Origin of the sequence: Lachnoclostridium sp. MSJ-17 (assembly GCF_018918205.1) — a bacterium.
Classification (GTDB): domain Bacteria; phylum Bacillota; class Clostridia; order Oscillospirales; family Acutalibacteraceae; genus Ruminococcoides.
Genome location: NZ_JAHLQB010000116.1, coordinates 1 through 26,445 on the forward strand (window position 1 = coordinate 1; position 26,445 = coordinate 26,445).

25 protein-coding genes and 1 pseudogene are annotated in these 26,445 nt (G+C 50.5%); 15 read left to right on the top strand and 11 right to left on the bottom strand.

Features of this window, described 5'->3' with window-relative positions; translation table 11 throughout:
* Positions 1 to 641: pseudogene (locus KQI64_RS09425) on the top strand (hypothetical protein); the annotation flags it as partial.
* An 80-nt stretch (positions 642 to 721) separates the two neighbouring features.
* Here the strand turns inward: KQI64_RS09425 and KQI64_RS09430 are convergent.
* From KQI64_RS09430 to prfB, 3 genes are read right to left on the bottom strand one after another with little or no spacing between them, the layout of a single operon-like run.
* The gene (locus tag KQI64_RS09430) at positions 722 to 1,810 is read right to left on the bottom strand and encodes a ubiquitin-like domain-containing protein (RefSeq protein WP_216524508.1); all 1,089 of its coding nucleotides are present in this window, start codon (positions 1,808 to 1,810) and stop codon (positions 722 to 724) included.
* Positions 1,811 to 1,846: 36 nt separating this feature from the next.
* Entirely contained in the window at positions 1,847 to 2,449 is a 603-nt protein-coding gene (thrH, locus tag KQI64_RS09435) for a bifunctional phosphoserine phosphatase/homoserine phosphotransferase ThrH (RefSeq protein WP_216524509.1), read from the bottom strand.
* Between the two features lie 28 nt (positions 2,450 to 2,477).
* Positions 2,478 to 3,596 (bottom strand): peptide chain release factor 2, encoded by a 1,119-nt coding sequence (gene prfB / locus KQI64_RS09440; protein ID WP_216524510.1) that lies wholly within the window; start codon positions 3,594 to 3,596, stop codon positions 2,478 to 2,480.
* A 152-nt stretch (positions 3,597 to 3,748) separates the two neighbouring features.
* Here prfB and KQI64_RS09445 point away from each other — a divergent pair, with 152 nt between their 5' ends.
* Both KQI64_RS09445 and galU read left to right on the top strand, forming a co-directional pair.
* A complete protein-coding gene (locus tag KQI64_RS09445; RefSeq protein WP_216524511.1) occupies positions 3,749 to 4,813 on the top strand; it encodes an RING finger protein in 1,065 nt (354 codons plus the stop codon).
* A gap of 12 nt (positions 4,814 to 4,825) precedes the next feature.
* Positions 4,826 to 5,698 carry a UTP--glucose-1-phosphate uridylyltransferase GalU gene (gene galU / locus KQI64_RS09450; RefSeq protein ID WP_216524512.1) on the top strand — a complete coding sequence of 291 codons (873 nt, stop codon included), beginning with the start codon at positions 4,826 to 4,828 and terminating at the stop codon, positions 5,696 to 5,698.
* Between the two features lie 127 nt (positions 5,699 to 5,825).
* Here galU and KQI64_RS09455 read toward each other — a convergent pair whose 3' ends face one another.
* On the bottom strand, positions 5,826 to 6,659 hold the full coding sequence (locus KQI64_RS09455; protein WP_216524513.1) for a histidinol-phosphatase HisJ family protein: 834 nt from the start codon (positions 6,657 to 6,659) through the stop codon (positions 5,826 to 5,828).
* A 132-nt stretch (positions 6,660 to 6,791) separates the two neighbouring features.
* Here KQI64_RS09455 and KQI64_RS09460 point away from each other — a divergent pair, with 132 nt between their 5' ends.
* From KQI64_RS09460 to KQI64_RS09510, 11 genes are all read left to right on the top strand, one after another.
* A complete protein-coding gene (locus KQI64_RS09460) occupies positions 6,792 to 7,061 on the top strand; it encodes an ACT domain-containing protein (RefSeq protein ID WP_216524514.1) in 270 nt (89 codons plus the stop codon).
* Positions 7,062 to 7,081: 20 nt separating this feature from the next.
* Positions 7,082 to 8,443: a PFL family protein gene (locus KQI64_RS09465; protein ID WP_216524515.1), complete on the top strand. Its 1,362-nt coding sequence runs from the start codon at positions 7,082 to 7,084 to the stop codon at positions 8,441 to 8,443.
* Positions 8,444 to 8,510: 67 nt separating this feature from the next.
* Positions 8,511 to 8,819, top strand: coding sequence for a hypothetical protein (locus tag KQI64_RS09470; protein ID WP_216524516.1), 309 nt, complete (start codon positions 8,511 to 8,513; stop codon positions 8,817 to 8,819).
* 15 nt (positions 8,820 to 8,834) lie between these two features.
* The gene (locus tag KQI64_RS09475; protein ID WP_216524517.1) at positions 8,835 to 9,869 is read left to right on the top strand and encodes a V0D/AC39 family V-type ATPase subunit; all 1,035 of its coding nucleotides are present in this window, start codon (positions 8,835 to 8,837) and stop codon (positions 9,867 to 9,869) included.
* A gap of 15 nt (positions 9,870 to 9,884) precedes the next feature.
* A complete protein-coding gene (locus KQI64_RS09480; RefSeq protein ID WP_216524518.1) occupies positions 9,885 to 11,825 on the top strand; it encodes a V-type ATP synthase subunit I in 1,941 nt (646 codons plus the stop codon).
* Positions 11,826 to 11,844: 19 nt separating this feature from the next.
* The gene (locus KQI64_RS09485) at positions 11,845 to 12,264 is read left to right on the top strand and encodes an ATP synthase subunit C (protein WP_216524519.1); all 420 of its coding nucleotides are present in this window, start codon (positions 11,845 to 11,847) and stop codon (positions 12,262 to 12,264) included.
* A gap of 15 nt (positions 12,265 to 12,279) precedes the next feature.
* On the top strand, positions 12,280 to 12,588 hold the full coding sequence (locus KQI64_RS09490) for a V-type ATP synthase subunit F (protein WP_216524520.1): 309 nt from the start codon (positions 12,280 to 12,282) through the stop codon (positions 12,586 to 12,588).
* A 27-nt stretch (positions 12,589 to 12,615) separates the two neighbouring features.
* Positions 12,616 to 13,206 (top strand): V-type ATP synthase subunit E, encoded by a 591-nt coding sequence (locus KQI64_RS09495; RefSeq protein WP_216524521.1) that lies wholly within the window; start codon positions 12,616 to 12,618, stop codon positions 13,204 to 13,206.
* A gap of 19 nt (positions 13,207 to 13,225) precedes the next feature.
* On the top strand, positions 13,226 to 14,983 hold the full coding sequence (locus KQI64_RS09500; RefSeq protein WP_442912076.1) for a V-type ATP synthase subunit A: 1,758 nt from the start codon (positions 13,226 to 13,228) through the stop codon (positions 14,981 to 14,983).
* Positions 14,984 to 14,997: 14 nt separating this feature from the next.
* On the top strand, positions 14,998 to 16,371 hold the full coding sequence (locus tag KQI64_RS09505; protein WP_216524523.1) for a V-type ATP synthase subunit B: 1,374 nt from the start codon (positions 14,998 to 15,000) through the stop codon (positions 16,369 to 16,371).
* Positions 16,372 to 16,385: 14 nt separating this feature from the next.
* Positions 16,386 to 17,036 (top strand): V-type ATP synthase subunit D, encoded by a 651-nt coding sequence (locus KQI64_RS09510; RefSeq protein WP_216524524.1) that lies wholly within the window; start codon positions 16,386 to 16,388, stop codon positions 17,034 to 17,036.
* A 52-nt stretch (positions 17,037 to 17,088) separates the two neighbouring features.
* Here the strand turns inward: KQI64_RS09510 and KQI64_RS09515 are convergent, their stop codons facing one another.
* From KQI64_RS09515 to murD, 6 genes are read right to left on the bottom strand one after another with little or no spacing between them, the layout of a single operon-like run.
* On the bottom strand, positions 17,089 to 18,594 hold the full coding sequence (locus KQI64_RS09515) for a YdcF family protein (RefSeq protein ID WP_216524525.1): 1,506 nt from the start codon (positions 18,592 to 18,594) through the stop codon (positions 17,089 to 17,091).
* Entirely contained in the window at positions 18,594 to 19,856 is a 1,263-nt protein-coding gene (locus KQI64_RS09520) for a methionine gamma-lyase family protein (protein ID WP_253289259.1), read from the bottom strand. Before KQI64_RS09520 ends, KQI64_RS09515 begins: the two co-directional genes overlap by 1 nt.
* Positions 19,857 to 19,865: 9 nt before the next feature.
* Entirely contained in the window at positions 19,866 to 20,630 is a 765-nt protein-coding gene (locus KQI64_RS09525) for a GNAT family N-acetyltransferase (RefSeq protein WP_216524526.1), read from the bottom strand.
* Positions 20,627 to 21,658 (bottom strand): M42 family metallopeptidase, encoded by a 1,032-nt coding sequence (locus KQI64_RS09530; protein ID WP_216524527.1) that lies wholly within the window; start codon positions 21,656 to 21,658, stop codon positions 20,627 to 20,629. The genes KQI64_RS09525 and KQI64_RS09530 overlap by 4 nt, the downstream gene beginning before the upstream one ends.
* Positions 21,651 to 22,673: a M20/M25/M40 family metallo-hydrolase gene (locus tag KQI64_RS09535; protein ID WP_216524528.1), complete on the bottom strand. Its 1,023-nt coding sequence runs from the start codon at positions 22,671 to 22,673 to the stop codon at positions 21,651 to 21,653. Before KQI64_RS09535 ends, KQI64_RS09530 begins: the two co-directional genes overlap by 8 nt.
* Before the next feature lie 3 nt (positions 22,674 to 22,676).
* The gene (gene murD, locus KQI64_RS09540; protein WP_216524529.1) at positions 22,677 to 24,068 is read right to left on the bottom strand and encodes a UDP-N-acetylmuramoyl-L-alanine--D-glutamate ligase; all 1,392 of its coding nucleotides are present in this window, start codon (positions 24,066 to 24,068) and stop codon (positions 22,677 to 22,679) included.
* A gap of 133 nt (positions 24,069 to 24,201) precedes the next feature.
* Between murD and pdxR the strand changes: the two genes are divergently transcribed.
* On the top strand, positions 24,202 to 25,548 hold the full coding sequence (pdxR, locus tag KQI64_RS09545; RefSeq protein ID WP_216524530.1) for a MocR-like pyridoxine biosynthesis transcription factor PdxR: 1,347 nt from the start codon (positions 24,202 to 24,204) through the stop codon (positions 25,546 to 25,548).
* Positions 25,549 to 25,593: 45 nt separating this feature from the next.
* Here pdxR and KQI64_RS09550 read toward each other — a convergent pair whose 3' ends face one another.
* Complete coding sequence (locus tag KQI64_RS09550; RefSeq protein ID WP_216524550.1) at positions 25,594 to 26,439, bottom strand: metal ABC transporter permease; 846 nt, start codon at positions 26,437 to 26,439, stop codon at positions 25,594 to 25,596.
* Positions 26,440 to 26,445: the final 6 nt, after the last annotated feature.

The window sequence follows — 26,445 nt, forward strand, 5'->3', positions numbered from 1 at the left end:
TGAATCCGTATTTGCAGAAGCTGGCTAACGGAGAGGGCGTCCCTCGCAATAACATCAAAGCGACACTGGATTCCGCTCAGAAGCAGCAGTTAAATGAAAAGATTCAGGACAAAGCTAAACGCGCCGATGATAACCAAACCAAGAAAGGCAGAAAGCCGCTGCCCGAACGCGAGGAAAAGGCGCTCAGAGAGCTGCTCTCGTACTGCAAGGAGCAGAACCTTAAAAACGTCGTGTTCACAAGGTTCCCGCACATTGTCGTAAAGCGCACCTTCGACAGGTTTGAAAAGAGCAACACAGTCGGGGATATCGTGGAGGAATACGGGTATGATTACCTCAACTTCGAGCGCGATTTCGTAAATACCGGACTTGACGAGAACCGCGATTTCTATAACCTTGACCACCTCAATGTTTACGGTCAGCAAAAGTTCACCGAATACCTGACAGATTACCTCACGGCGAGGTATTCAGTCGGGCCGAAGGACAGAAGCGACAAGATAAACGCTGAATGGAAAAAATGCGGCAGCTACTACAGGGCTTATGTTAAGTACAGCGAGGAGTTGATTGCGAAGGGTGAAAAAAAGGAGCTGTCGGAGGATACAGATCTTTTGAGCGAGCTGGGAAAGTATGTAGGTGTTCAGTAGGCAGATCATGCGCAACTATCTAATACCCAACAACAAAAAATACAGAGGTTCAACCCGCAAGGGCTGAACCTCTTTTTTGACTATATCTTTATTCTCATCCAGGCGTTGCCCATAACCAGTGTGCCTGAGTAATTTACATCGCAGGGATCTTCGGGTGCGACTCCGAAGTGATTGTACTCGTTGTGGTGGATATCCCACTCGGGGTCGTAGTATTTGCCCTCTATCTCTGCCCAGCCGTGACCGCCTGAGTTGCAGGCGTAGACTTCCGTAAACCCTATCGCCTTACCCATGTACGCGTATGCAGCACCATAGCTGTAGCAGTCGCCCTTGCCGTAAACAAAGAGGTCGTTGGCATAAACAACAGGCCAGTCCATTTCGGTGTACGGCGGGTCGTGGCGCACACCCTCGAGGTACGAAGTCTTTATGTAGTCAAAGCACTTTTTGAGCTTTTCCTGTCGCGTCATGCTGTTGTCCGTACATGCCGCAACCGCCTTGCATGCCGCAAAAAGCGTCTTGTCGGAATCGCTCTCCGCCTTGTATGCCCTGCCCTCGATGACGCTCCAGTCATAATTACCGTCGTTTATTCCATCGCAGAGACCTAAATCGATATTGCCCTCAGAGTCTGCGTAGTAGTAGCCGTCCTTGTCGCTGCCGACTATGCCGCCCTTCTGAATCTCGCCGTCCTTGATGAAGTTAGCGGTCTTGCCGTCGGAGAAGAATCCGTCCTTCTTAGGCGTGAGGTGAATTTCCATGCCGTCCGTGAGGTAACTGCGCTTGTCGGCGTCGCTGTCGTACATCGACGTCTTGAAGCCCGACTGGGATATCGCGAGATCTACCGTGCCGCCGATTAGCTCGACTTCCTTTGTCTCGTCACCGGCAATGACCTTGACCTTCGCGTACCGCTTGACGGTTATCGCGTGGGCTCCCGCGTCTACCCACCTCGCGTCGCGTTTGGGTTCGACTGTGTCGCGGTCGGTTATGCTTATGCCCGCCGCACCGAGCAGCTGCGATACGGTCATGTCGTCGGTGCCCTCTGCTGTGACGGACTTGCCGCTGTCTAAAACTGTCACCTTCACGGGGTCGCCCGGCTCTCCGCAGGCGGAAAATGTGAAAGCAGTCATAAGAATCACAAATACGGAAACAAGTGAAATAAATCGCTTGGTTTTCATCTCATAAACTCTCCTTATACAGCCGTGTGCCGTATATCAAACCATTGCTGCCTTGATAGCCGCAAGAAAATCTCCGTAGTCGTCGAACGCGGGAAGGTCGGGATTGTCCGCCTTTATCTTGTCGGTGCTCCTGAACAGGAAGCCTGCCTTACTCGCGCGAATCATGCCGAGGTCGTTGTAGCTGTCGCCCGCTGCGATTGTCTCGTAGCCGATAGACTGCAGAGCCTTGACTGTGGTGAGCTTCGACTGCTCGCAGCGCATTTTGAAGTCAGTGACCTCTCCGTTATCCGCTACGACGAGCGAGTTGCAGAATATAGTCGGCATGCCCAGCTTCTTCATAAGGGGCGCCGCGAACTGGGTGAAGGTATCGCTGATGATAATCACCTGGCAGCATGAACGCAGCTCGTCGAGGAACTCCTTCGCGCCCTCCATGGGATCGATCGTCGCGATCACGTCTTGTATCTCCTTGAGTCCCAGCCCGTGCTCCTTTAAGATTTTGAGGCGGTACCTCATAAGCTTGTCGTAGTCAGGCTCGTCACGTGTGGTTTTTTTAAGCTCCTCGATTCCGGTAGCCTTTGAAAAAGCGATCCAGATTTCGGGTACAAGCACTCCCTCGAGGTCAAGACAGGTTATATACATTTTGAACAGTCCTTTCAGTAGTTAATAATTACTTGAGCAGTGTGCCCTGGCTGGCGCACTTCAGGTAGGCGTTGATGAAGCCGTCAAGGTCGCCGTCCATTACCGCCTGAATGTTGCCGGTCTCGAACGCGGTGCGGTGGTCTTTTACCATTGTGTACGGCATGAACACGTAGCTGCGTATCTGAGAGCCCCAGGTGATTTCCTTCTGCACGCCCTTGATGTCCTCGATTTTTTCAAGGTGCTCGCGCTCCTTGATTTCAACGAGCTTTGAAATGAGCATCTTCATAGCGACGTCGCGGTTCTGGTACTGGCTGCGCTCAACCTGGCTGGCGACTACGATACCCGTCGGGATATGAGTAAGACGGACAGCCGACGAGGTCTTGTTGACCTTCTGACCGCCTGCACCGCTTGCGCGGTATACGTCCATTTTGATATCCTCGGGCGCGATATTGACTTCGACGTTGTCGTCCATCTCGGGCATTACCTCGAGCGCTGAAAAGCTCGTGTGACGTCTGCCTGCAGAATCAAACGGAGAAACGCGCACAAGTCTGTGAACGCCTGCCTCGCTTTTGAGGTAGCCGTAGGCGTTTTCTCCCTCGATCAGGAGCACCGCGCTCTTGAGTCCGGCTTCATCGCCGTCGAGATAGTCGACCTCCTTGATTTTGAAGCCGTGTGCCTCAGCCCAGCGAGTGTACATTCTGTAGAGCATCTCAGCCCAGTCCTGAGCTTCCGTGCCGCCTGAGCCCGCGTGGAAGGTGAGAATGGCGTTATTCTTGTCGTACTCGCCCGTGAGAAGGGTCTGCAAACGCTGCTTTTCAAGAGTGGCTTTTACATCGTCGACCTCAGCCTGAGCTTCCTCGAGAAGCGACAAATCCTCTTCCTCGTTCGCAAGCTCAATCAAAGCCTGAGTGTCCTCATATTTCGAAACAAGAGCCTCGTAAGCCTCGACCTTGCCTTTTAACGCGCCTGTCTTTTGCAGTACCTGCTGAGACTTCTCGACGTTGTCCCAGAAGCCCGGCTCTGTCGCCTTGAGCTCGAGCTGCTCAATCTCTGACTTCATGCTCTTCATGCCGAGAGCGTCTGAAAGGTCGTCGATATCGGGCTTTAATGCCTGCAATGAAAGCATTAATTCTTCAAACTGTACCATACTTCTACCTTCTTTCGTTTTACCAAATATATATTATACCAAAAAAGTGAATTCTTGTAAACTAAAATTAAAAATTCTTTATATTTGAATTATTGTTGCATTTGCCGATAAAATTTGTTATAATAATAACGATAACAAGTACGGAGGTCTATATGGAGTTTACTAAGTACACCTGCCCCGTATGCGACAAGAAGTTTGAGAGCTCAGACGACATTGTCGTCTGTCCCGAATGCGGCGCTCCGCATCACAGGGATTGCTATGAAGGGCTCGGACACTGCTTTTACGAGGACAAACACAAGGAAGGCTTTACCTTTGACAGCCTGCACCCCGAACAGCCGGAGAGTGATAATACTGAATCCAAATTTGAGGATTTTCAGACTATCGTCTGCCCTGTCTGCTTCAACAGGAACCCGATGGGTTCGCAGACCTGTCAGCGCTGCGGCACGGATCTGAGAGCCGAAAACGCCCATAATCCGCAACAGCCGAACGGTCAGCCCGGCAATCAGGGCAATTCAGGTCAGGGCGCTCCCAATCAAGGGTTCCCGCCGTTCGGATTTGCAGCCCAGGGCATGCCCGAATACGACCCTCTCGCGGGTATGGACAGCAAAGAGGAAGTCGGCGACAACGTTACAGCCGGTGAAGCCGCAAAGTTTACCGGCAGAAACACGCAGTATTTCTCGATGGTATTCCAAAGGCTGAGAAAGCAAGGCAGAGGTAAATTCGGATTCGCGGCATTTCTGTTTTCGGGAGTATATTTCCTTTACAGAAAAATGTACGGTATCGGTCTCGCCTTCTCGCTTGTTGTCATCGCTACAAACGTTCTGTCGACATTCATAATAATGACGCCGGAATGGTCATCGGCAGTGCGTGAGATAGCTTCCGCTTCTCCGCAGAATATCGCCTCAGACCCCATGTATGCCTATTCGCTGCTCGGAAAGATGGGCTACGCCTACCTTCCGCTGCTGCTCAACGCCGTGCGCTATATCTTTATGTTGATCAGCGGACTGACGGCAAACCGTATCTATTACGGTCATTCAATGAAAAAAATCCGCAGAATCAAGGACGAGCACCGCGGCGCTGCGCCCGACGAGATCAATAAGGCTCTTGAGGAAAAAGGCGGCGTGAACCTTCCGCTCGCGCTCAGCTTCGGCATTGCCACCGTTGCCGTCTCGTATATCTGCAACTTCTTTATCGCGTCTGCAAGTATAACAATTTAACGGAGGATGATTATGAAAATTACAAAAGCGGTTATTCCCGCTGCGGGCTTCGGAACAAGAGTCCTTCCCGCCACAAAGAACATTCCCAAGGAGATGTTCCCTATCGTTGACAAGCCCACGATACAGTATATCGTCGAGGAAGCTGTCGCGGCAGGTATCACTGATATCCTTATCATCACGAACAGAGGAAAGACCCTGATTGAAGATCATTTCGACCGCTCGCCCGAGCTTGAGCATATTCTCGAAAAAGGCGGCAAGTCAGATTTTCTTGAGCAGGTCAAGGGTATTTCGCAGCTCGCCAACATCAGCTTTATCCGTCAGCAGGAAATGAAGGGCTTAGGTCACGCGGTGCTCAAGGCGAAGTCCTTTGTCGGTAACGAGCCCTTTGCGGTGCTATTCGGCGACGGAGTAATCGTCGGCAAAAAGCCCGCTATCGGTCAGCTTATCGAGCATTACGGCGAGTACGGTAAGGGCGTTGTAGGTGTAAAGAAGGTTCCCGAGGAGGAAATCCACAAGTACGGCTCGCTTAAGGTTGAGAACCTGCACGACAATGTTTTCGCCTGCACCGACATGAAGGAAAAGCCCAAGACCAAGGAAGAAGTGCTTTCGCTATATTCTATCCTAGACCGCTGTGTTCTGCCGCCCGAGATTTTTGAGATTCTTGAGCGCACTGAACCGGGCGTCGGCGGTGAGATTCAGCTCACTGACGCTATGCGCGAGATAGCAATAAAAGAAGGAATGACCGCCGTCGAGTTTGAGGGTACAAGATACGATATGGGCAACAAGTTCGGCATTCTGCAGGCACAGATCGAGGTAGGTCTGGATCACCCCGAAACAAAGGAACAGTTAACCGAGTACATTAAGAAATTGGCTGAAACTTTATAACGATATGAAAAACGGACGTGTTTTTGGCACGTCCGTTTTGTTTATGGACAATTATTGGTCGCTTCGCTCCGAATATAAAATCGGGTGCGGGTGTCCCGCCATATACTACCAACTACTAACTACCCAACTACCAACTATAATTGTCAAATACCAAAAGCTCCGGCTTATGCTCCCGGAATATAGTATAATGCGTAAAGCCTGCAGCCCTTGCGACCTCTATTCCCTGCTCGATTCCTTTGCCGACCATGTCGGCTGAGTGAGCGTCGGTGCCTACGGTCACGTACTCTCCGCCAAGCTCCCTGAAACGCCTGACGAGTTCAATGTCGGGCAGGGTTCTTCCTATCGGCTTGAACAGCCCCGAAACGTTGATTTCAAGGGCTTTTTTGTTTTTTATCAGTGTTTTGAATATCTCGTCGATCTGCTCTTGAAACGGCGTTAAGTCCGGGTAATATCCTTCCCTCTCGACTATGTACCGCAGCGGATATGTGAGGTGTGAAAGGCTGTCGAAGTGTTCAAAATTCGAGGTCTCGATAAGCTCGTCGAAATACCTGCGCAGCAGTTCGTTAACGTCGACGGTCTTGTAATCGAGATAATAGAAGTCTTCGTAACCTCTGAGGTTATGAACGGACGCTAAAATGAAGTCAAAGTCCGCGTATTCGAGGGCGTGTTTTGTCTGAGCAGGGTCGTGAATTGGCTCGCCGAGTTCAAGTCCTCTGAGCACGAGCAGCCTGTCTTTGTATTTTTCTTTTGCAGAATTAATATCGCGTACCGACTGAGGTATCAGTCTGTCAAAACTGCCGAATTCACAGTCCTCTCCCATGTTGATATACTCAGCCTCGCAGTGGTCGGTTATTGCTATGGCGTAAAGACCATTACCAAGCGCTGCCTGACAGAGCTCGTCGACGGTGCTTTTTGCGTCAAAAGAATTATCGGAATGCGTGTGCATATCACAAAGCTTCATATTGTATCACTCCCTAAAAAATGATACCATATTAATTATCTTTATGCAATATTTGACTTTACTTTCGAGCCGGAAAATTGTATAATATACAAAATGTTATTATACATATTTAAAAGCACACGGAGGTTAGTTATGAAGGCTGTAATTTCTGTAATCGGCAAGGACACCGTAGGCATTCTCGCCAAGGTCTCCGACGCCTGCGCCAAGGCAAGCGTAAATATCATCGAGGTCACCCAGAGCGTTCTCCAGGATATGTTCGCCATGATCATGCTCGTGGATATCGACAAGGCTAATATTGAGTTCGAGCAGCTCAGGGAAAATCTTAACAAGGTCGGCGAGTCCACAGGCACGCAGATACATCTTATGCATGAGGATATATTCAACAGCATGCACCGAATCTGATTTGATTGCGGAGGATTTCAATGTTAGAAACAAGAGATATACTGGAAACAATAAATATGATAGACAACGAGAACCTCGACGTGAGAACTATCACGATGGGTATCTCGCTGCTCGACTGCATTGACGAGGATATCGACAAGGCTTGCGATAAGGTTTATGACAAAATCTGCCGCAGCGCCAAGGATCTCGTCAAAACAGGCGTCGATATCGAGAGAGAGTACGGAATCCCTATTATCAACAAGAGAATTTCCGTCACACCTATCGGCATGGTCGCTGCTCCGTGCCAGAGCAGAAAAGTCGTCAAGTTTGCGTACGCGCTCGACAAGGCGGCTAAGGAGCTCGGAGTTAATTTCATCGGCGGCTATTCCGCTCTCGTTCAGAAAGGCTTTGCAAGCGGAGATTACGCGCTTATCGAGAGTATTCCCGAGGCGCTCAGTGAGACCGATTTCGTCTGCTCGTCCGTAAATATCGGCTCGACGAAGGCGGGTATCAACATGGACGCGGTCAAGATGATGGGTAAGGTCGTCAAGGAGACCGCCGAAATCACCGCAGACCGCAACTGCATTGGCGCGGCTAAGCTCGTCGTATTCTGCAACGCCCCCGAGGATAACCCGTTTATGGCGGGAGCGTTCCACGGAGTCGGTGAAGCTGACACGGTTATCAACGTCGGCGTTTCGGGTCCCGGAGTAGTCAGGGCGGCTCTCGCAAAGAACGGCGAAGGCAAGGACATAGCGGAAATCGCGGATCTGGTTAAGAGAACCGCGTTCAAGATAACGCGGATGGGTCAGCTCGTCGCCAAGGAAGCGAGCAAAAGGCTCTGCGTACCCTTCGGAATTGTCGACCTCTCCCTCGCTCCCACACCCGCTGTCGGAGACTCCGTCGCCTACATTCTCGAGGAAATGGGTCTTGAGAAATGCGGCTGCCACGGCACCACCGCTACTCTCGCGCTGCTCAACGACGCCGTAAAGAAAGGCGGCGTTATGGCTTCCTCTCATGTCGGAGGCTTAAGCGGAGCGTTTATCCCCGTATCGGAGGACGCCGGCATGATCGCGGCGGCAAAGAGCGGCCACCTCGACATTACGAAACTTGAGGCTATGACTGCAGTCTGCTCTGTCGGTCTTGACATGATTGCAGTTCCCGGCGACATTACGCCCGAGGTCATTTCCGCTATTATCGCGGACGAAGCGGCTATCGGCATGGTAAATTCAAAAACAACTGCTGTAAGGCTTATTCCCGCAATCGGCAAAAAAGCCGGCGATATGCTCGAGTTCGGCGGTCTGCTCGGCTCGGGTCCCGTAATGCCGGTCAGAGAAGGCTCGCCCGCTGTGTTCATAAACAGAGGCGGCCGCATTCCCGCTCCGCTGCAGGCGTTGAAGAATTAAAATTGCTTGTCTACGGGCTAATTACCTGTTCACATATATTATCCCACTATAATCGAGGTGATTATTTATGCAGGACATGATTCGTAAAATCGTACAGGCGGACACCGAGGCAAAGGCTATGGACGAGGCTAACCGCAAAAACGCCGAGGAAGAAAAACGTCGGATAGAAGCGGAAGCCGCCGCTATTTACGAGAGCTACATGGAAAGCGCAAAGCGTGAAATCGCAAAAAACAACGCCTATCTCGAAAAGCGTTATTACAAGAAGTGGACGGATATCACCGCCAGACAGGCTTCGTCGCTTATCAAGCTGAGAATGGATTATGAACAAAACTGCGACAGATGGGTTGACGATATAGTTCAGCGTGTGCTGGAATAAAAAGGAGGCGACATGATGTCAACTACTTCCTATGCCGTCCTCGCAAAGGCGCGGGCTAAGTACGGCAGGCACCTGACAGACCGGGATTACTCAAGTATCATCGCCTGTCAGAGCGTCGCCGAGGTCATGGTTTACCTTAAATCGCACACCCACTACGCTTCCGCGCTCTCAGAGGTCAATGAACGCGACGTTCACAGAGGCAGGCTCGAAATGCTGCTCCGTCAGTATCAGTTCTACGAGTTCGACTCGCTGTGCCGCTATGATTCAAGCATAAGCGAGGGCTTTTCGAAATACGTCGTCGAAAAAACCGAGGTCGAGCAGATCATCCGTTTTCTGATCCTGCTCAACTCAAATTCTACGGAAAAGTTTATTTTCCAGTTCCCCGCATTTTTTGTAAAGCACACCGCGCTCAATATCAACAAGCTCGCGAACGCTCATGATTTCAGCGAGTTTCTCAATGCCCTGCACGGCTCGCCCTATTACGATATTCTTAAGGCATATAAGCCCGACAAAAAGGGCATGCTGCCTGTTTCCTATATGGAAAACAAGCTTTACGCCTATGTTTTCGGCAACGTGTTCGAGCTTATCAAAAAGAAATCCAAGGGCGCCGAGCGCGATGAGCTGCTGCGTATGTTCTACACAATCAACGATTATGCTATTTTTTCAAAAATCCTGAGATTGAAAAAATATTATAACCTCTCGCCCGAGGTCGTAAAGTCAAATCTTTTGCCCGAATACAGCGACCTCAGTCAGAATATGATTGACAGAATGTGCGCCGCCGGGTCTTCGGCTGAGGTTTTCAGAATAATGCAGAGCAAAGGCTGCGGCAGACTTATCAACAAAATCGGCTACACCTACGCGAGCGACATCAGTCCGCGCGTGCGTTACACCATGGCGAAAAAGAATATTCATTTTTCAAACAACCCTTCTGTTGTGATGATTTCGTATATGTTTCTCGCCGAAACCGAGCTGCTGAACGTCATCAGCATGATTGAGGGCATTCGTTATCAGCTCGACAAATCGATAATACAGTCACTGATTATCCGGTGAAAGAGGTGAAATAATTTGGCAGTATCATCACTGCAGGCTCTGAACGTCATAGGCCTGATGGAGCACATCGACGAAGTAATCTCCGTGCTCGGCGAGTCGGGAGTATTTCAGCCCGACGACGTTACAAACTTCTATGACGACGTTCAGGACTTTACGCATTTGCAAACAAAAAATACCTACGCTGAGCCGTTGACGAACCTCAAGGCGGCTCTCAACCTCACAAAGCGCAGCTTCCCCTTAAAGGACGTGAGCGATTTCAGCCCCACGGTCGAGGAGCTTGAAAACTTTTCGGCGACTACCACGGCTGATATCGACGCCCTTATCGACAAGAGAGAGGTCGCGGCGAAAAAGCTCGATGAGGTAAAGCAAAATCTCAAGGTCACAAGCCACTTTATCGGCATGGGCGTCGAGATTGAGAAGGTACTCGAGATGAAGTACATGAAGGCGCGCTTCGGACGGCTTCCCAAGGACAGCATGCCAAAGCTCGACGCTTACAGCGACAACGACTATGTAGACTTCGCGGTTTGCACCGAGGACAAGAACCACTATTGGGGCGTTTATTTCGCGCCTTACGACGAGTACGAGGAGATCGACAAAATCTTTGAGGCTCTGTTCTTCGAGAGGTGCGACCTCGTAAGCGAAGATAAAACACCGAAGGAACGCATCGAGGAATACAAAAAGGAAATTCCTCAGCTCGAGGCTGAGGTCAAAAAGGCTCAGGCAGCTGTCGACAAGTACCTCGACTACAACAAAGATCAGATAACAAGCTATCTTTCAAAGCTTGAGGAGCTTTATCTGTACGCGAGCATCCGTAACAAGGCGCTCCAGTACAACAAGAGCTTCATCATCGTCGGCTGGGTACCTACGGAAAACAAAAAGCAGCTCAGCCGCAGGCTCAAAAAAATCCAGAGCATCGAGCTTGACTTTTCCGACGCTAAGAACGAGCTGGACAAGCGTCCGCCCGTTAAACTCAAAAACTGCTTCCTCGCGAAGCCCTTCGAGTTCTATACCGAGATGTACGGAGTGCCGAAGTATAACGAGCTCGACCCGACGCTGTTCATCGCCTTTACCTATGTTGTTATTTTCGGCATCATGTTCGCCGATTTAGGACAGGGACTATTGCTCTCTCTCGTCGGAATACTGATGTGGAAGATAAAGAAAATGAAGGTCGGCAAAATACTCTTCCCCTGCGGACTGAGCGCCGCGGTGTTCGGAACGATATTCGGCTCTGTGTTCGGCTTTGAGCACCTGCTCGACCCGATGTTCCACGCTATGGGCTTTGAGGAAAAGCCGATGCAGGTCATGAACCCCGAGAACACAAACTCGGTTATCCTGACCGCGATAAGCATAGGCGTTGTGCTTCTGATTGTAGCGATGTTCCTCAACGTCGTTTCTTCCATACGGCAGAAGGATTTAGGCAGAGCGCTGTTCGGTACGAGCGGACTCTCGGGAATCGTGTTCTACAGCTCGATCATCTTCGCGGTAGTTGCTGAGGTGTTCCTCGGCTGGCACGTAGTTTCGCTGTTCTATATCCTCGGGCTTATCGTGTTCCCGTTCCTGCTGATTTTCTTCGCGGAACCGCTGGGAAATCTTGTTAACCGCAAAGAGGACTGGCAGCCCGAAAGCTGGAGCGGCTATATCGTCGAGAATATCTTTGAATCGATAGAGGTTTTGCTCGGCTACGTCACCAACACAATGAGCTTCTTGAGAATCGGCGTGTTCGTCCTTGTTCATGCGGGCATGATGCTCGTTGTATTTACTCTCGCGGAGACCGCAGGCGGCGAGTTCAGTATTCCCTACTGGATCATCATCGTATTCGGCAACGCGCTGGTTATGGCTCTCGAGGCTCTGCTTGTCAGCATTCAGGTGCTCAGACTCGAGTATTACGAGATGTTCAACCGCTTCTATTCGGGCGAAGGCAGACCCTTCAATCCCGTTAAATTAAATATTGAATAATTTTTGGAGGTTATCTATTATGTCTATTCTTTTTAATCTTATTTTTTCTGCTATCCCCGTTATTTTCCTGATCGGCTCCGTTATTATCGCTGTAAAGGCTGTTTCCCGCGGCAAGAGCAGAAAGAGAACTATGCTCATGCAGCTCGCTTCCTTCGCTGCCGTATTCGCCCTCTGTGTTATTTTTCCGATCGTTGCTAACGCTGCAGGCGACGCTTCCGCTGCGGGCGACGCAAGCGGAATGAAGTACATCGCGGCTGCAGCTGCTACCGGCATCGCCTGCATCGGCGGCGGTGTTGCGGTTGGCAACGCGGCTCCCGCGGCAATCGGCGCTACAAGCGAGGATCCCAAGGCGTTCGGTAAGGCTATCATCTTCGTTGCTCTCGGTGAAGGTATCGCTCTCTACGGCGTTCTGGTTTCCATGCTTATCATCAACAGCTAAGCCAAGTGACCGATTATGAAATTCTATTTGATCAGTGATAACGTCGATACCAAAATGGGCATGCGCTTTGCAGGTATAGAAGGCGTTGTTGTCCACGAGGAGGACGAGGTCAGGCGCGAGCTTGAAAAGGCTATAGAGAACGAGGATATTGCCGTTATTCTGATGACGGAAAAGCTCGTTTCTCTCTGTCCCGACATCGTTTACAACCTCAAGCTCAACCGGGAAAAGCCGCTGATTGTCGAAATTCCCGACCGTCACGGCAACGGCAGAACCAAGGACAGCATAACCAAATATGTTCAGGAAGCCATCGGCGTAAAGCTGTAGGCGTTATCATGTAACTGAGGTAATGATATGGCAAGAAATAAAACCGATAACTTTCTTAGGGCGATAAAAAAATACGCCAAGGCGCAGAGCACGCTCCTCCAAACCGAGGTAAAGCAGCTCAAATCAGAGCGGCTCAAGGAAGCTGAGGAGAAAGCCCGGCGCGACAGCGAACGCCTGATTAAGGATAAGCTGCACGAAAAGCGCAGCCACGAGTTGGCTATCCTCGCTAAAAAGACTCAGGAGGGTCAGAGAGAGCTCTTTGTTGAACGCTCAAGAATGACCGATGAGGTATTCAGGAACGCGGCGAACAAGCTCCTTGACTTCACAAATACAGATGAATACAGGCAAAAGCTTCTCGGCAGTGCAAAGGAAATCGCCGGATTTTTCGAAAACAAGGACTGCGTGCTCTATGTCAACGAACGCGATCTTGACCTTGCGGACAGCATTAAGAACTTCTTCGCGGGAAATTCCGAGGTTATGGCTGATAAAACCATAAAAATCGGCGGAATCAAGGGTTACTGCGCGGACATGGCAGTCATCGCCGACGAGACCCTTGACACCAAGCTGGAAGCACAGCGGGAGTGGTTTATCGAAAACGCCACCCTTTCCGTACAATGAGCCGAAAGGGAGGTAAGAAATAATGAATCAAAATATTATTTACGGAATCAACGGACCTGTTGTTACCGTTAAGGATACCGACAGCTTTGAAATGATGGAAATGGTTCACGTCGGAGTCCAGAACCTCGTCGGCGAGGTCATCGGCATCACCGACAGGCTCACCACCATTCAGGTTTACGAGGAAACTACCGGTCTGAAGCCCGGAGACCCCGTAACGGGTACAGGAGCTCCCATGAACGTGCTCTTAGGCCCCGGTATTATTGACAATATCTTCGACGGCATTGAGCGTCCGCTAAAGGCTATCGAGGAGCAGGCAGGCGCGTTTATCAACAGAGGCGCCTCCGTTAACTCACTCGACACCGAACGCTACTGGAACGTCACCATGAAAATCAAAGCCGGCGACAAGCTTGAAGGCGGTCAGATCTACGCGACCCTGCCCGAAACACCGATTATCGAGCACAGGCTGATGCTTCACCCCGACCTTTCCGGTGTTGTCACGGAAGTCAAGCCCGACGGCGACTACAAGCTTTTTGACACCGTTGCTGTGATCGAGGACGACCTCGGTGAAAAGCACGAGCTCAAGCTCTGTCAGCAGTGGCCAATCAGAACCGCGCGTCCCGTTAAGGACAGACTCACACCGTCAATCCCGCTGATTACGGGTCAGAGAATCATGGATACTCTCTTTCCCATTGCCAAGGGCGGCACAGCGGCTATCCCGGGCGGCTTCGGTACGGGCAAGACCATGAACCAGCACCAGCTTGCAAAGTGGTGCGACGCGGATATTATTATCTACGTCGGTTGCGGCGAACGCGGCAACGAGATGAGCCAGGTACTCGAGGAATTCTCGGAGCTTATCGACCCGAAGTCAAAGCGTCCGATGACCGACAGAACCGTACTTATCGCGAACACCTCAAACATGCCTGTCGCGGCGCGCGAGGCTTCTATCTACACCGGCATCACCCTCGCGGAATACTACCGCGACATGGGTTATCACGTAGCGATGATGGCAGACTCAACCTCCCGCTGGGCTGAGGCACTCCGTGAAATTTCAGGCAGACTTGAAGAAATGCCCGCCGAGGAAGGTTTCCCGGCATATCTGCCCTCGCGACTTGCCGAGTTCTACGAGCGCGGCGGACGTGTAAACGCTCTCTGCAGCGACGAAGGCTCCGTTACCCTTATCGGCGCGGTTTCCCCGCAGGGCTCCGACTTCTCGGAACCCGTCACTCAGAATACCAAGCGCTTTACCCGCGTTTTCTGGGCTCTCGACAAGGCTCTCGCCTACGCGCGTCACTATCCCGCTATCAACTGGATCGACAGCTACAGCGAGTATTTCAACGACCTCGACCCGTGGTTCAGAGAACACCTCGGCGACGACTTCGTTGATTACAGAAACAGAATCAGCGCCCTGCTGCAGGAGGAAAGCTCGCTGATGGAGATCGTAAAGCTCATCGGTTCAGACGTTCTTCCCGACGACCAGAAGCTTGTTATCGAGACCGCGAGAGCAATCCGCGTAGGATTCTTGCAGCAAAACGCCTTCCACGCCGAGGATACATACGTACCCCTCGAGAAGCAGAAGCTGATGATGAAGGTCATTCTGCACCTGCACGCAAAGGCGAAGGAAGTCGTAGCGCGCGAAATACCTCTCTCAAAGGTATTGGAGCTCGGACTCTTTGACAAGCTCACAAAGATGAAATACGATATTCCCAACGACAGGCTTGAAATGTTCGACCAATATATTGAAGAAATCGACACCAAGCTCGGCGAATTATTGAAGTAAGGAGGAAACGCGCAATGATTATTGATTATGTTGGCGTCAAGGAAATCAACGGCTCGCTGATTGTCATTGACGGCGTTAAAGGCGTTTCCAACGAAGAAATTGTTGATATAAAGCTCGAAAACGGCACCACAAGACAGGGTCGTGTCGTGCAGATCGAGGGTGAAAGAATCGTTGTGCAGGTTTTTGAAGGCACGAGAAGAATCAGCCTTAAAAACACACGCACACGCCTTACCGGTCACCCGATGGAAATGCCGCTCTCGCCTGAGATCATCGGCAGAGTACTCGACGGCGCCGGCAGACCTATCGACGGACTTGGAGATATCTTCCCCGTCAAAAAAGCTAACATCAACGGCACCCCGATAAACCCCGTTTCAAGAGTTTATCCCAAAAACTACATCAACACCGGCATCTCGACCATCGACACGCTTATGACACTTATCCGCGGTCAGAAGCTGCCTATCTTCTCGGGTTCCGGTATGACGCACAACGACCTCGCGGTTCAGATTGTTCGTCAGGCAAAAATCAGCGGCGCTGACAGTACAAACTTCGGCGTTGTATTTGCCGCGATGGGCGTACAGAAGGACGTCGCGGAGTATTTCCGCAAGAGCTTTGAGGAAAGCGGCGTTCTTTCGCGAGTTGTTATGCTCCTCAATCTGAGCAACGACCCGATCATCGAGCGTACCCTCACCCCGAGATGCGCTCTGACTATCGCGGAATATCTCGCGTTTGAGCTGGATATGCACATTCTCGTCATCATGACCGACATGACCTCCTACGCCGAGGCTCTGCGTGAGTTCTCGTCATCAAAGGGCGAGATCCCCGGCAGAAAGGGTTATCCCGGTTATCTGTACTCTGACCTCGCGTCACTGTACGAGAGAGCCGGCATGATAAAGGGACATCCGGGCTCTGTTACCCAGATCCCGATTCTGACAATGCCAAACGACGATATCACTCACCCGATTCCCGACCTCACCGGCTACATCACCGAGGGTCAGATCGTTCTTGACCGCACATTGCAGGGTCAGGGCTTCTATCCGCCCGTAAGCGTACTGCCGTCGCTGTCACGTCTGATGAAGGACGGCATCGGCGAGGGCTTTACAAGAGCCGATCACCAGCCGCTCGCGAATCAGCTGTTCGCGTCATACGCGAAGGTTATCGACGCGAGAGCTCTGGCTTCCGTTATCGGCGAGGAGGAGCTTTCCCCCGTCGACAAGAAGTATATCGAATTCGGCAAGCTCTTTGAGCAGAAATTCGTAAATCAGGGCTTTGACGAGAACAGAACGATTGAGCAGAGCCTGGATTTGGGCTGGGAGCTTCTCTCTACACTGCCCAGAGCCGAGCTTGACCGTGTTGACGATGCTGTTCTCGACGTTTATTACAAGGGCTGAGAGGGTGTGTAATCATGGCTGTACAGGCAGTACCCACCAAGGGTAATTTAATGAATACCAAAAAATCGCTCTCTCTTGCCAAGAACGGCTATGAGCTGCTCGACCGAAAGCGCAACATTCTTATCAGAGAAATGATGACGCTTATCGACCATGCGAATGCCATTCAGGAAAAAATCGACGGCGCGTACGAGGAAGCGTATATCGCGCTGCAGACCGCAAATATTTCAAACGGCTTCTGCGAGGAGATTTCCAACGCTATCCCCGTCGAGGACGGTCTGCACCTCGATTCCCGCAGCGTCATGGGTGTGGAGATACCTATCCTCACCATTGACGAGGGCGAGCATTACGAGTTTTTGCACTACGGCACTAGAACTACCAACTCCGCTATCGACAAGGCGTTTATCCTATTTTCAAAGGTTAAGTACCTCACGGTAGAGCTTGCGGAGATCGAAAACAGCGTTTACCGCCTTGCGGATTCGATAAAGAAAACCCAGAAGCGCGCAAATGCTCTGAAAAATATCATGATACCGCGATTCGAGGAGAATGTGAAGTTCATCACCGACGCTCTCGATGAAAAGGACAGAGAGGAATTCAGCCGTCTGAAGGTAATTAAGCGCAAAAAGCTCAGAGAAAGCGAAAGCAAAAACGAATCTGAAACAGCATAAAATACAGGAGCCGGGTCAAACCAATTCGAGTTTGACCCGGCTCCGTACTTTTTTATAAATATGACAAGATAACAAATACCACGCACATCAGCGCGATCAAAGCTAACAAAAGCAAATGACGCCATTTTTGTTCATAGAGCAAGCCTATGAATTCTCTCACAAACGCGTTCGGGTAAAAATACGGTTTTGTTTTAGCGGAGAGTCCAAGAACCTTCATTCCGAGCTTTTTCGCTAAAGTGTAACCTCGGAACACATGGTAATTAGTGGTTGAAAACGCGATTTTTGCCTTTTCGATGTCGCCGCAGTCACGACCTATGACCTTTTCGGAAAACGACATGTTCTGTAAAGTGTTTACGCTCTTGTCCTCTAAAATAATCTGTTCCTCGGGAACGCCCTGTTCCAACAGGTATCGCTTCATGCTTTCAGCTTCCGATATCACCTCGTCGCTCCCCTGTCCGCCCGACGGTACAAACACCGCGTGCTTGCCCGTGTCCGAGAATTGCTCACGTTCAAACGCTATCGCGCGGTCAATTCTTCCCCTCAGAAGAGGAGTCGGAGAACCGTCAGAGCGAATGGCACAGCCCAGAATAATTATATAATCCCGGTCGTGCGGCGGTATATAAAGCGTGGAGGTCACTGCGCATAGCATTGTGGACAGCAGCATGCATTCCATATATGAAAATGCATAGAACACGAAAATCGTGATTACCAAATGGAAATTTTCAAGCAGATTGAAAATATCGCCTTCTTTTCCCGAATAATCCGTTTTTAATGATGAAATGATCATAGCGACATATCCTGCAAATATCACCAGGCTGAGCAGTATGCCAAGAAGGTTCATCAGACGGAAGCCCTCGTGACGCACAAGCCAGATGTTGCTTATACTCAGCGCAACTGCAAGAATAAACAGCACGGGAGATGTGAGAATAGGAAAAAACATTCCCGTGGCGATAATCATAGTCCGCAGATTTGAAAATGTAAAGCTGAGTGAGTCAAAGCTTATCAGGGAGTATCCTAACATAATGAACATCATACCCAAAAGATAAAGCAGGACGCCGCCGAGGGCAACCATTGAGTAGGAAAATTCTCCCTTCCTGATTTTTCCGACAAGAGTGCCCAGGAAAAACAGGGACGTCAGCAGAACAATGAGAATAAATGCCGGAAAAAGTATTTCCTGACCGTTGAAGTTCATCGTAGCATCTTCGTCTATTGTGCCGAGAACGGTAGTCTCCAGCACGGAAATCGATTCCGAGGGTTTATCGTTTTCATCCTGATAATGAAATACTACCTCTGTTTTTCCCAATCCGGCGTATTCTGCCTTCAGGTAGCAGTAATAGAAATCATTCTGCTGAACACACTCGTAATCCGCTGTGACAACATCCGGGTTTTCAACGGTAACATATGTCGTCTTGGAGTCAATCGGGGTATCGGAAACATACACAAGCTTGGTATATGTCCTCGCCGCAATCATTATGTAGAAGAAAGAGCCGAGTAATATCAGAAAAACAAGAGCGGGAATGATGATATACCGCTTCGGCACTTTTTTGAGCTTTGTCATTAAATACCGCACTCCTTTAAAATCCTGTCAGCCGCAAGCATTATGCCTAGCTTTCCGCCGTGGAAATTAAGTCCGCCCTGCATCCAGACTGCATAAGGCTCTCTGAGAGGAGCGTCGGCTGAGAGTTCGATTGAAGATCCGAGTGTGAACGCGCCTGCCGCCATTATTACCTGACTCTTATAGCCGGGCATATCGGAAGGCATAGGCTGTACAAAGCTGTCGACAGCAGAGCCGCTCTGTATTCCCCCACAGAAGGAAATAAGCTTCTTTTCGTCGCCTAGCATTATGAGCTGAATGATGTCTCCCCTCTCGTCGCTGTATTTGGGAGTGGTTTCAAATCCGAGCAGCTCAAAGAGAGCGGAAGCGAATACTGCCGTCTTGAGAGCTTCGCCGGTGACGTGAGGAGCGTGATAGGCGCCCATAAACATCTCGCGGTTAACGCCGAGAGTTGCGCCTATTTCCTTTCCGGTGCCCGGGGTCGTCAGCCTGTACGCGCACATCTCGACAAGCTCCTTTTTGCCGGCTATGTAGCCGCCTGTGGGAGCAATGCCGCCGCCGGGATTTTTTATCAGCGAGCCTGCCATGATGTCGACTCTGACGGTCAGCGGCTCTATCTTCTCGACAAACTCGCCGTAGCAGTTATCGAGCATTATGACGGACTTCGGCGACACTCTGCGAGTGATGTCGCAGATTCTCTTAATCTCGCGCCACGTCAGGGTTGCGCGCAGGCTGTAACCGCGCGAGCGCTGGATATATACCATCTTAGGCTGTTTTTCAGATAAATCATGCTCGAAGCCTACGTAGTCGACTGTTCCGTCGGGCAGAAGGTCGGTCATTTCAAAATTAATTTTAAAATCCTTGAGCGATCCGGGATAATTGCCCTCGATGCCGATTGCCGAGCGGATTGTGTCGTATGGCATTCCCGTCGCGCATAAAACCGAGTCATTCGGGCGAAGAATGCCAAAAAGAGCAACTGTGAGCGCATGGGTACCGCTGACAAAATTGTGGCGGACAAGAGCATCCTCCGCGTCAAAGGCAAATGCGTATACTCTGTCGAGTGCGTCCCGTCCGAAGTCGTCGTAGCCGTAGCCCGTTGACGCGCAGAAGTAGCTCTCGCGCACACCGGCATTCTGAAATGCCTTTATCATCTTTATCTGATGGTATTCCTGGATTTCATCTATCTCGCGAAGCTTGTCCGCGCAGAGAGCCATAGCCTTCTCAGACGCGTCAAGCACGCGCTTGTCAATATCAAAAAATTTCAAATAATCACCTTATAAAATAAGTTCTTGCCATGTCCCGCACTCTGTGAAGCCGAGACCGCTGTAAAAACTGATATTTTCGTTTTTCGCGCGGTGGAGAAAAACGCTTTTTCCTTCACTGACAAGAGAATTCGTTATGCTTTTCACAACCGTAGACGCGTAACCGAGTCTGCGGTATTCTTTTGCGCAGGCAACCGCGCCTAAAACCGCGCCGTCGTCGCTCTCGGCAACCGTCATTGCAACTGCAGCAAGCCTTCCTTCATGCTTGACTCCGCGGATACGCGCGGTGCCGTGACGGATTCTGTGGTTCATGTCCACATAAAAATCCTCGAATGCCGGCGGTTGGAAGCCCTCGCCCGAACATGAAAAAATAAGGTCGTAAGCCGAACGCAAATCCGGCTCAATTATTATCAGACCCTCGTCGGAATCAAACGGCGCGTTGCGTATCAACACTGCACCCGAGGTCTTTTTCATACTCAGATCAAGGTCGTAGGCGCCTGAGCAGATTATTCCCGCCGCGCCGCTTATTCGCACAAAGGAACAAATCTCATCCAAAGCGGATTTATCGGTCAGAAACAGAATAAAATTCGCGCCGTTGCGGGCGATCGCGCCGGTTACCTTGCCGCTGTCGTCGAGCTCGAGCCAGTAGTCGACAAAGGCTAGCCCCGGTCTGTAGCTTCTATAGAGTGAAAGTATGCGGCATGCAAACGGATCGAGCGACGAAAACGCCCTTATAGCGCCTGCAAAATCCGTACCTTCGCTTACAGCCTGTATCATAACTCACCGCCCGCGATTATTTCAGCCATTTTATGTGCGAGCAGCATCACACTCTCGCAGTCGGACTTATTCGCAACGCAATTAGGCGCGTGGAGAAAACGACACGCGAGAGATATTGCTAAGGTGCGAATGCCGCTGTTTGACTTGTGGATAATGCCCGCGTCGTTTCCGCCTGCTACGGCACGCTTGTACTGAGCCTTGACGCCGATTTGTTCAGCCGTCTTGAATGCCGCGCGTACAAGAGCCTTATCATAGATAGTCGATCTGTCCATGACTGAAATCACGGCTCCCTCGCCGAGAGTGCAGACTTGTTTTGTCGGATCTATTTCGGGAATGTCAGCGGCGGTCGTGGTCTCTATAACGAGAGCAAATTCCGGGTCGAGGGTGTAAGACGCAACCTTTGCTCCGCGCAGTCCTACCTCCTCCTGAACGACAAAGGCAAAGTCAGTGTCGTATTTCAAATCGCTCTTGATAAGCTCGATCATCACGAGACAACCAAAGCGGTCGTCGATAGCCTTTGAGCGGATTGTGGTTTCATTCTCATAAAACCCGCTGTCAAAGCAGACACTGTCGCCGATTCCGACAACGCGCAGAGCTTCATCGCGGCTGTCTGCGCCAATGTCGATATACAGCTCCGAGTACGCCGGGATTGACGCGCTTTCGTCTCCGTTTGTGAGGTGGACGGGCTTTATTCCGATAACGCCTGGTATGCCTTCTTTACCGACGCGGACGCGTTTGCCTATAACGACTCTGCGGTCAAGGCCTCCGACCTCATCAAATTTTAAAAATCCGTCGGACGTGATATCCGTAACCATAAGTCCGACCTCGTCCATGTGAGCGGAGAGCATGAGCTTATTTTTGGCTCGTTCTTTGCCTTTTTTTTGTACGAGAAGGTTACCGAGGTTGTCGATTATTATTTCGTCGGCGAAGTCTTTTATTTCACTGATAATTAATTCGCGTACCTCTCCCTCGTCGCCGGAAATGCCGTTTGCCGAGCAGAGCTTTTTCAATAATGCATAATCAATCATCAAAAGCACCTCCGCTCAGAATATAAGACGCAATCAGCTTGGCGGTGAGTTCCGCGTCGTTCGGGTGCATGGTTTCCGCCTGAGTGTGCATATACCTCTCGGGAATAGAGAGCATGGCGGTTTTTACGCCGCCTTTTGTGATTGAGATATGGTCGGCGTTTGTGCCTGTTCTGCCGCTCATTGCTTCATACTGGAGAGGTACGCCTTCACATTCGGCTATGGATTTGAGCTTCCCGGTCATTGCCTTGTTCAGTATAGGAGAATATCCCAGCATGGGACCCTTGCACAGCTCAACATTTGCGTACTGACCGGAAACGTCGGGCTGGTTCGCAAAGCTGACGTCAACAACTATCGCTTCGTCGGCGTCGATCTTGAATGCTCCCGTCATAGCTCCCGAGCCGTAGGTTTCCTCCTGCGCACTGAGGAGAATGACGACCTTGTACTTCAAATCCCTGCCGCTGAGCATTTCAGCAACACGGATAAGAGCTGCCGCCGAACAGCGGTTGTCAAGAGCGGGCGAGGTTATCTTTCCGCCCAAAAGCTCCGTCGGCTGTTCGCAGAAGGTCAGCTTGTCGCCGATCGATATTTTTTTATTTATTTCTTCACAGCTCATTCCGAAGTCGAGCCAGAGTTTATTGATCGGGGTAGCCTTGTCCTCGCTTCCGTCACTCAGATGAGGCGGCAGCGAGCAGACAACGCCTGTCAGACCGTCCTCTGTAGTGAGAACGGCGTTTTGCAGGACGCGGATATCCATACCTCCGCACTTGTCGACCTTGATAAAGCCTTTGTCGTTGATGTCTGTGACAATGAGTCCGATGCGGTCGATGTGAGCGTCGAGAAGAATGGTTCTGCCAGCGTTTTTATTACCGAGTGTGGCATATAGGTTGCCGTTCGAATCGGTTTCAACCTCAGCATATGGTTCGAGGTAACGAGCAGCAACTTCCGCAGCCGTTTCCTCGCTGCCCGAAACGCCCTGAGCTTTGCAGAGAGCGAATATTATTTCTTTTATGTCCATTTTTTACTCCAGTCCGTTCACTATCGACTTGAAGTGATTGCCGCGTTCCTCGAAGTTTTTGTAAAGACCGAAGCTTGCGCTTGCGGGCGAAAGCGAAACGATGTCGCCCTTTGAAGTGTTTTCAACCGCCGCGGCAACGGCTTCCTCCATGTTGGTGACGTTGATGATTTTTATCGAGTTCTCGTCAAAGTTCGAGGCTTCCCTGACAGCCTGCTCGATCTTCGGGGCTGTATCGCCGAGGAGAATGAGGAGCTTTACCTTGTCATTGATAACAGGACCTAGGGGCTCATAGGGAATGTGCTTGTCGTATCCGCCTGCGATGATAGCAATTTTGAAATCGTAGAGTGAGAGCGTGCCGAGAGCGGTTCGGGTCGGACTTGAAGCAATGGAGTCGTTGTAATAGCGCACGCCCCTGTATTCACGGACAAACTCAGCTCTGTGCGCAACGCCGCCGAATTCCTTTGCGACTCTGACAATAGTGTCGGTGTCGACCATACCCCAGACCGCGGATATCGCCGCAAGGTAGTTCTCGACGTTGTGCATTCCGGGAATGCGGATGTCGGATATGTCCATGATGCGGGTGATTTTGCCGTAGTCGCTGTAGCAGATCGTGGTACCGTCGAGGTAAGCGCCGTTTGCGAGCTGTTCCTTCACGCTGAACTTGCAGAGCTGACCACGGACGTTCTCGGAAAAGCTGTTCGCGATCTCGTTGTCGAGGTTGACAACTGCCTTTGAGAATGCGCTCTGGTGAAGCACGATATTGCGCTTTGAGTCGATGTACTCCTGCATATCCTTGTGGATATCGAGGTGGTTAGGCGCGAGATTTGTGACGACCGCGACGTCGGGGCTTTGGCACATGGAAATGAGCTGGAAGCTCGAAAGCTCAACTACAGCGAAATCATCTTCGTCAATGCTCTCTATTTCGGGAAGCAAGGGCTTGCCAATGTTGCCGCCGAGGTGAACTGTCTTGCCTGCTGCCTTCAAAAATTCTGAAATGATAGTGGTTGTCGTGGTCTTGCCGTCGGAACCGGTTACGGCTATGGTTTTGCACGGACAGAGCTCAAAGAATACCTCCATTTCAGAGGTCAGAACCTTGCCGCTCTCACGTACAGCCACAAGCTCCGGCTTGTAAAACGGAGTACCGGGGCTGCGGAATACGATGTCCGCGTCTATGTTGTCAAGATAGCTGTCGCCCAAAACCAGCTCAGCGCCGTATTCACGCGCGAGCACGCCGTTTTCGCCGAGCGCTTCAAAATCCTTTCTGTCGAGCGCCTTGACCTTGGCGCCCTTGTCAGCAAAAAGCTTAATAAGGGGCAGATTGCTTGTACCGATGCCGATAAAGGCGACGGTCTTTCCCTTGATACCTTCAAAAAAACGGTTTACAGAAGTATTCACAAAAATCCCTCTCTCTATAAAATATCATACCTTTTTATTATACTAATAAACTGAGAAAATTTCAACCGTTATTGCAATATTCCCGCGCCGGTGGTACAATGAAAACGGTGATGAAATGCTTTACGATTTTATTATGATTGACAAAAATGACAGAAAACCACTATACCGCCAGATATATCACTCAGTAAGACAGGCAATCGAGAACGGAAGTCTCAGGATAAACGACCGCCTGCCGTCGATAAGAGCTCTCAGCGGTTCGCTATCTCTGTCAAAGACCACTGTGATAGCCGCCTACGATCAGCTGTGCGCAGAGGGGTATATCTCAAACCGCCCGAAAAGCGGTTACTTCGTTGCGGCTGATTTCGAGAACCGCCCGATGCTTGCGGAAAGCAGCAATGATTATTCTAATAAAGAAAATAAGTACTACGAATACGATTTCAGCACCAAAAGCATCGACAGCAGCGTTATTGACCTCGCTGTATGGCGTAAGGAAATAAAGAACATCATCAACCGCAGCTATCTTCTGACCTCCTACGGCGACGCTCAGGGCGAGGAAGCACTTCGTCACGCGCTTCAAAAATACGCTCTCGGAATCAGAAGTGTGAATTCCAATATGTCCAACATAATCGTCGGCGCAGGTACTCAGGCGGTTTTGTATCTCCTGTGCTCACTTTTGGGGATAAAAAAGCGCGTCGCCATGCAGAAATCAAGTTTTGTACAGTCGGAGTTTGTTTTCCGCAGCTTTGGTTATGAGATTAGCTATTTCGAGAGCGACGAATACGGAGTGACTGTCAGCTCGCTCGAAAAAATCAAACCCGATATTATTCTTGTCAACCCGAATTTCTCGGGCAACCGAGGCATAAATATGCCTGTTACCAGACGGCTTGAAATAATCAGCTGGGCAGCAGATAACGATGCGTACATAATCGAGGACGATTTCAACGGAGAGCTTCGCTACAGCTCTCACCCTATCCCCTGCGTTCAGTATTACGACCCGGAGCATACAGTATATATCGGCTCGTTCTCAAAGGTGCTGCTCCCGTCGGTTCGTATCAGCTACATGGTGCTGCCCGACAGGCTGATGAAGGAGTTTTATGTTCACAAGCCGCAAATTAACCAAATCGCCTCTAAGACAGAACAGCTCGCGCTCGCGGGATATCTAAACTCGGGCAAGATGGATTCGCACATTCGCAGGGCAAGACGCGTTTACCTTGAAAAAAGCAGACAGACGCTCGAGAGTATAAATAATTATTTTCCCGGAGCGGAGCAAAAATTTAACGAGACAGCCATGTTCGTCGCAGTAAGACTTAATAGTCCGGTTGACCGCACGGCTATTGACAAAAAGCTCGAGGAGAACGGAATACGCCTGATGTCATCTATCAAGTCGGACAGAGAGCTGGGATTCTGTTTTTCGGGAATACCTGTAAAAAAAATTGACGAGGGTGTACGCCTCGTCAGTGAGATAATATCAGAATTATAGAAAAATACGGAGCCGCTCCTAAGTCTTGAATCGGCTCCGTTTTATTCATGACCTGAATCCGCTCTTGAAGCCGCCTATCAGGGTAAAAATACCGAAGGCAGCTATGTCGGCTATGACTATCGTAGCGCCTACAGGGGTGTTAATGAGAATCGAAACTAGGATTCCAACCGCGGCGCAGACTACAGACAAACACGCCGAACAAATCGTGACGGATTTGAAGCTCTTGAACACGCGCATAGCAGAAAGCGCCGGGAAGATAATAAGCGCGGAAATCAGCAGAGAACCGACAAGGTTCATAGCGATTACGATGATAACCGCGATAATTATCGCGATAATCAGGTTGTAGACGTTCGCCTTAGTTCCCGTGGCACGGGCAAAATTCTCGTCAAATGTGACGGCGAAAATCTTGTTGTAAAAGAAAACAAAAGCAAGCACAACGACGAGCGAGAGCACCGCGCAGAACCAGACGTCCTGCTCCCTGAGAGTGATGATTGAGGTCGAGCCAAAGAGAGTCGTGCACACATCACCGGATACGTTTGCGGACGCGGGAAACTTGTTCATCAGAATATAGCCGAACGCAAGTGCTCCTACGGATATCATGGCGACTGCCGCGTCGCCTTTTATTTTTGAATTCGTCCCTGTGCGCAGAAGCAGAACTGCGCTGATTACCGTAATCGGCATAACAATGAACATATTATTTGTAAGTCCCGTGACAGCCGCCACAGCCATCGCGCCGAACGCGACGTGCGAAAGTCCGTCTCCGATAAACGAAAAACGCTTGAGTACGAGAGTCACGCCCAGCAAAGACGCGCATAGTGCGATGAGCACACCGACTATAAAGGCGTAACGCACAAACGGCATCTGGAAGAATACTGCGAGACGGGAGAACATTTCCTC